General features: G+C 64.1%; 4 protein-coding genes. All 4 read left to right on the forward strand.

Features of this window, described 5'->3' with window-relative positions; all coding sequences use genetic code 11:
- The first annotated feature begins 32 nt into the window (after window positions 1-32).
- Window positions 33-449, forward strand: coding sequence for a hypothetical protein (locus tag IE243_RS17270; RefSeq protein WP_104959419.1), 417 nt, complete (start codon window positions 33-35; stop codon window positions 447-449).
- On the forward strand, window positions 442-1,086 hold the full coding sequence (locus IE243_RS17275; RefSeq protein WP_132010642.1) for a DUF8835 domain-containing pootine: 645 nt from the start codon (window positions 442-444) through the stop codon (window positions 1,084-1,086). The genes IE243_RS17270 and IE243_RS17275 overlap by 8 nt, the downstream gene beginning before the upstream one ends.
- A gap of 150 nt (window positions 1,087-1,236) precedes the next feature.
- A complete protein-coding gene (locus IE243_RS17280) occupies window positions 1,237-5,553 on the forward strand; it encodes a strawberry notch-like NTP hydrolase domain-containing protein (protein WP_191320639.1) in 4,317 nt (1,438 codons plus the stop codon).
- Window positions 5,553-6,590: a DUF7146 domain-containing protein gene (locus IE243_RS17285; protein WP_189489594.1), complete on the forward strand. Its 1,038-nt coding sequence runs from the start codon at window positions 5,553-5,555 to the stop codon at window positions 6,588-6,590. Before IE243_RS17280 ends, IE243_RS17285 begins: the two co-directional genes overlap by 1 nt.
- The last annotated feature ends 189 nt before the right edge of the window (window positions 6,591-6,779 follow it).

The following is a 6,779-nucleotide window of genomic DNA, read 5'->3' on the forward strand; positions in this document are numbered from 1 at the left end:
TGCGCCAGGCCTCCTCATGTCCGGAGGCCGTCATGGCTGACTATTACACCCATTTTTCCTGCCTGCTCGATGTAGGCACCCCTGAGAACGCTGTCCGTGCGCTCGAACTCTATAATGCGCTGGCGGACGAAAATGCAGCCGAAGATCCCTCATCGGATGGCTTCCTGCTGTCGATCCAGCCCGAACATGGCGGTACGCAGCTCTGGATACGCGACGATCCCACCGGCGATCCCGAGCACGTTATCCAATTCGTCAGGCGCTGCGCCGCCGTGTTCGAGCTCAAGGGCCGGTGGGGCTTCCAATATGCCAACACCTGCTCGAAGCCGCGCCTCGATGGCTTCGGCGGTGGCGCACACGTACTCGATCTTTCGACCGGCGAGACAGTGGATTGGATCTATACCGACGGCTGGCTCTCGACCGTGCTGGAGGGAGGCGATCCCCATGCCTGAAATCATCGAAACCACAGTCTATCGCCTCGACGAACTTTCCGAAACGGCGAAGGACAAGGCCCGCGCCTGGTATCGTGAAGGCGGCTTCGACTACGATTGGTACGACGCCGTTTATGAGGATTTCCAGCGCATCGCCGAGATCCTCGGCATCCGCCTCAAGACCCGAACCGCTCGCCTGATGGGCGGCGGATCGCGGCAGGAACCCTGCATCTGGTTCCGGGGCTTCTGGTCGCAAGGTGACGGCGCGTGCTGGGAGGGGTTCTACTCCTACTGCAGGAACGCCTCTGCCGCGATCCGGGCTTACGCGCCGCAGGACGAGATGCTGCATGGCATCGCAGATGCGCTTCAGGATGCCCAGCGGCGCAACTTTTATCAGCTTCGCGCTGACGTCGGTCATCGCGGCCATTACTACCACGAATACTGCATGGACATTGCGGTAGAGCGGGCCAGCCCGAACTGGCAGGACATGACCGCCGACGCGGAGGACGTCGTCGCCGAGGCGCTGCGTGATCTCGCCCGCTGGCTCTATCGCCAGCTCGAGCGCGAATATGACTACCTGTCCTCGGATGAGGTGGTGGACGAGACCATCCTCGCCAATGGCCACACCTTCACCGAAGGCGGACTTCGTTTCGGCTGATCCCGCTTGAAGCATCCCCGCCTCATGGTCGGGGCGCTCTTCATGTCGCTCCAGCCAGAGTGAGAGGGCCGCCGGAATGGGTGAGCCTGGGCGGTCGAGAGAGAGCGCAGTCCGGGCTTTCCCGTTTCCGCTCTCCCGAGGTTCCCTTCCATGAATATGGTGTCTCCCGTGACCGATCCGGTCACGTCCTTAGCCGCAGCGCCCGCCATCCTCGCTGCGGCAACCACACTCCTTGGCCATCTGGAACGCGGCCAGCACGTCAGTGCCGCCACGCTTCGCGATGCGATGGAGGCGGCTTTCGGCGCTTCCGATTCGACCGGCGCCTGGGACTGGAAGATGGGTTATGAGACTTGCGAAGTCGCCACAGTCCTTTTCCTACGCAAATACGGAAAGGCGCTTTTCCGGAAAGCCGCGTCTCCGGCTACACGGTTTTCCGCAATTGCCCGGATCGTGGACCGGTTGCCGACCCACACGCGCCGATCCGAGGAAGGCCAGGCGCTCCAGCAATTCTCGACGCCCGCGCCGCTCGGTCTCGCGGCCATGGCAGCCGCCGCAATCACCCCCGGTGACGTGGTGCTGGAACCGTCGGCCGGAACCGGCCTCATGGCGATCCTGGCCGAGATTGCCGGCGGCAGGCTGGTGCTGAACGAGCTCGCCGATACCCGCGCTGAGCTGCTTTCTTCCCTCTTTCCGGCTGTTTCCACAACCCGCTTCGATGCCGCACAGATCGACGATCACCTCCAACCGGCAATCGTCCCCTCGGTCGTGCTGATGAACCCGCCATTCTCGGCGATGGCCAATGTTTCGGGACGAATGGCTGACACGGCGTTCCGCCATGTTGCTTCTGCTTTGGCGCGGCTGGCCGATGGTGGGCGGCTCGTAGCCATAACAGGAGCGAATTTTGCTCCTGATCAAGCTGGCTGGCGGGATGCTTTCGTCCGCTTGCAAGAGCAGGGCCGCCTTGTCTTCAGCGCTGCCATCGCCGGATCGGTATACGCAAAGCATGGCACGACCTTCGCGACGCGCCTGATCGTTATCGACAAGACGCCGGCCGAAGATCCATCTCAGTTCTCTCCCTCATCCGGCACTGCGCCCGATGTTGCGACGCTGCTCGCTTGGATCGAGGCGCAAGTTCCACCACGCTTGCCGGTCGCAAGCCCGAAATGCCGGGAATTCATCCCGGCCGCGCCAAAGACAGTGCGCGGCTATCGCACGGGCGTGGCCCCGGTGCGATCCGTCACCGATACAGTTGGCGATCCCGAGGGCGTCGAGCTCGCTTATGAGACGGTGGACTGGGCACCGCCCGAGGGCACGCGACTAAGCGATGCGATCTATGAGCAATACGGATTGCAGTCGATCCGGATTCCCGGTGCACAGCCACATCCAACCAAGCTTGTCCAATCGGCTGCGATGGCGTCGGTTGCACCACCAAAGCCGTCTTATCGGCCGATCCTGCCTGCCGACATCCGCGAGCGCCTCTCCGATGCCCAGCTCGAGACAGTGATCTATGCCGGTGAGGCCCATGCCGATTATCTGGCCGGCGCCTGGTCCGTGGACGAAACCTTCGAGACGGTCAGCGCGGCGCCCGCGGACGCAGAAGGCGCTGTACGGTTCCGCCGGGGGTTCATGCTCGGTGATGGCACCGGAGCCGGCAAAGGCCGTCAATCGGCCGGGATTATCCTCGACAGCTGGCTGCGCGGGCGGCGCAAGGCGGTCTGGATCAGCAAGTCGGACAAGCTGATCGAGGACGCGCAGCGCGACTGGTCGGCGCTCGGCATGGAGCGACTTCTGATCACGCCGCAATCGCGCTTCTCGCAGGGCAAGCCGATCACGCTGTCGGAAGGCATCCTTTTTACCACCTATGCCACGCTGCGCTCGGATGATCGCGGCGAGAAGGTTTCGCGCGTCCGGCAGATCGTGGATTGGCTGGGATCGGATTTCGACGGTGTCATCATCTTCGACGAGAGCCATGCCATGCAGAACGCCGGTGGCGGCAAGGGAGAACGCGGGACTATCGCGGCATCGCAGCAGGGGCGTGCCGGGCTGCGGCTCCAGCACGCCTTGCCCGATGCCCGGATTGTCTATGTCTCGGCCACGGGCGCAACGACGGTGCATAACCTCGCCTATGCCCAGCGGCTCGGCCTCTGGGGCGGCGAGGATTTCCCTTTTGCCACCCGTGCCGAGTTCGTTGAGGCGATCGAGGCTGGCGGCGTGGCGGCGATGGAGGTGCTGGCGCGCGATCTGCGTTCACTTGGGCTCTATACCGCGCGGTCCCTTTCCTACGATGGCGTCGAATATGAACTGGTGGAGCATCGGCTGACGGACGAGCAGCGCCGCATCTATGATGCCTATGCCGGCGCTTTTGCGGTCATTCACAATAATCTCGATGCGGCGATGGAGGCGGCCAACATCACTGGCAGCGACGGTGCGCTGAACCGCCAGGCCAAAAGCGCCGCCCGATCCGCCTTCGAATCCGCGAAACAGCGCTTCTTCGGGCATCTGCTGACCAGCATGAAAACCCCGACATTGATCCGGTCCATCGATGCCGATCTTGCGGCCGGGCATGCCGCCGTCATCCAGATCGTCTCGACCGGCGAGGCGTTGATGGAGCGCCGCCTCGCCGAACTGCCGGCTGAGGAATGGAACGACGTCCGCGTCGACATCACGCCAAGGGAATACGTACTCGATTATCTCGCCCATTCCTTCCCGGTGCAGCTCTACGAACCCTTCACCGATAGCGAGGGCAATCTCTCCTCGCGGCCGGTATTTCGCGATGGCCAGCCCGTCGAATGTCGGGCGGCCGTTGCCCGGCGCGACGCGATGATCGAGCACCTGGCCTGCCTTCCGCCCGTTCCCGGCGCCCTGGACCAGATCGTGCAGCGGTTTGGGACCGATGTCGTGGCCGAGGTCACGGGCCGTTCGCGCCGGATCATCCGCAAGTGCGAAAGCTCAGCGGCAAGGCTGGCGGTCGAGAACCGCGCACCCTCCGCGAACCTTGCCGAAACCGCCGCCTTCATGGACGATCGCAAGCGCATTCTGGTCTTTTCCGATGCGGGCGGCACCGGGCGCAGCTACCATGCCGATCTCGGGGCGCGGAACCGGCGCCTGCGGGTCCACTATCTTCTCGAACCGGGCTGGAAGGCAGACGCGGCCATTCAGGGGCTGGGCCGCACCAATCGCACCAACCAGGCGCAGCCGCCGCTGTTCCGACCCATCGCGACCGATGTGAAGGCCGAGAAGCGTTTCCTTTCGACCATCGCACGGCGTCTCGACACGCTCGGCGCGATCACGCGCGGTCAGCGCCAGACCGGAGGTCAGGGCCTCTTTCGGCCCGAGGACAATCTGGAAAGCCCCTATGCCCGCGATGCCTTGCGGCAGCTCTATATGCTGATCGTGCGCGGCAAGGTGCAAGGCTGTTCGCTCGGCCGTTTCGAGCAGATGACCGGTCTGAAGTTGATGGATGCGAACGGCATCAAGGACGACCTGCCGCCGATCACCACCTTTCTCAACCGGCTGCTGGCGCTGACCATCGACCTGCAGGCCATCTTGTTCTCGGCTTTCGAGCAGCTCCTCCAGGCGCGAGTCGACGGGGCTATCGCCTCCGGCACATACGATCTTGGTCTCGAAACGCTCCGCGCCGAAAGCTTCACTCTGACCGGCCGTCAGGTCATTTACACCCACCCCGCGACTGGCGCTGAGACCCGGCTGCTTTCAATCAGCGAGCGCAAGCGCAACAGGCCGATGTCGCTCAATGCGGCCCTGCGTGAACTGACCGATCCGCGGGCAAAACTGCTGGTGAATGAACGCTCGGCCCGCGCCGCCGTCCAGGTCCCCACCACCAGTGTCATGCTGGACGATGGCGAGATTGAGCCGCGCGTACGACTGCTCCGGCCGATGGAAAGCACGACCTTTGCTCTTCGGGCGATGGGCGAAACGCGCTGGATCGAAGCCGATCGGGGCAGCTTTGCGGCCATGTGGAACCGGGAAGTCGCGCAGGTACCGGCCTATTCCGAGGGCACCCTTTACATCGTGGCGGGATTGCTCTTGCCGGTCTGGAAGCGGCTGCCGCAGGATTTCACCCGTGTTTATCGGCTCCAGACCGATGACGGCGAGCGCATCATCGGCCGCCGTGTCTCGCCGGCATGGGCAGCCAGCGTTGCCACCACAGAAAGCGTCAGCCTGACAGCCAATGAGGCTTACGCCGCTTTGATCGACGGGCGCACAATCCTCGACCTGGCCGAAGGGCTGCAACTGCGCCGCGTCCGGGTCATGGGGGCTCACCGCATTGAACTTACAGGCTTCAGCGATGCCATGCGCGAACGCCTGCGCGCTTATGGGCTCTTCAGCGAAATCATATCGTGGAAATTGCGCTTCTTTGTGCCGGTCGGGGCAGCCGGCACCGGGATTATCGGCAAGCTTGTCGAGCGCTTCCCGATCGAACGCATTGCCGAACGGGAGGCGGCCTGATGTCCCGTCTTTACGCCACCGATCTGGCGCAGCGTCTCGGCCGGCAGGCCGAGTCGGTTTGCCGTCACTACCTCTCGAATGGCCATAAACAGGGCCATTACTGGCAGGTCGGCGACGTCCGCAATTGCGCGGGACGCTCGATGTTCGTGCGGCTGCATGACAGCGCCAGGGGGCCGGCGGGTAAATGGTCCGATGCCGCCACCGGCGAACATGGTGATTTGCTCGATGTAATCCGCGAAAGCCTCGGTCTCCTCGACTTCGCCGAGGTCGCTGCGGAAGCCCGCCGCTTTCTGAGCCTTCCCCATCCAGAATCAGTTCCCACCGGGCGGCGTCGCGGAACCCCGGCTATATCGGGTTCGGCAGAGGCCGCACGCCGGCTCTGGCGCATCGCACAACCGATCACGAGCACGCTCGCAGAGACGTATTTGCGGAGACGCGGCATTACGTATTTGCAGGGGACCGGCGCGCTGCGCTTCCATCCGAACTGCTACTGGCGGCCCGAGCATGAAGGGCCGACCGAGACCTGGCCGGCGATAATCGCGGCGGTCACCGATCTCGATGGCGACATAACCGGCGCCCATCGTACCTGGCTCGCGCGTGACGGGTCGGGCAAAGCGCCGCGTGATCCGCCACGCAAGGCCATGGGGGACTTACTTGGTAACGCCGTCCGGTTCGGAAAGGCACAAGATGTCATCGCGGCGGGAGAAGGCATCGAGACCATTCTGTCGCTGCGGCAATTGCTGCCGCAGATGCCGATGGCCGCCGCACTCTCGGCCGGGCACCTCGCTGCTTTCCTGTTCCCGGCCCATCTGCGCAGGCTGTATATCGTGCGCGACAATGATCCGGCAGGCGACAGCGCACGAGACAGGCTCGTCGAACGGGCGCTGGCGGCCGGAATCGAGACCATCACGCTCTCGCCGATGATGGGTGACTTCAACGAAGACCTCACTTCGTGCGGGCTGGATGCATTGCGGGCACGGCTTCACGGGCAACTGGCTGCAGACGACGTCGGCCGCTTCATGGCTTTGGCTGCATAGCCGGGATGAGAAGCGGGCGGGCGCTCGTGTTCCGTAGCGGCATACAAGAAGCCTTCTCTATTCGGCAGGGGACCGCGCCTCGGCCTTCGAGAGGGCGAGCGGCCCACAAACGGCCCGGCCGGGCAATGGCGGCGCCCGACTGATTTCCGTCGGCGGCCCGCCACCCCACGCGACTAGTCGCGTGGGGAC

The organism is Camelimonas fluminis, assembly GCF_014656355.1.
Classification (GTDB): domain Bacteria; phylum Pseudomonadota; class Alphaproteobacteria; order Rhizobiales; family Beijerinckiaceae; genus Camelimonas; species Camelimonas fluminis.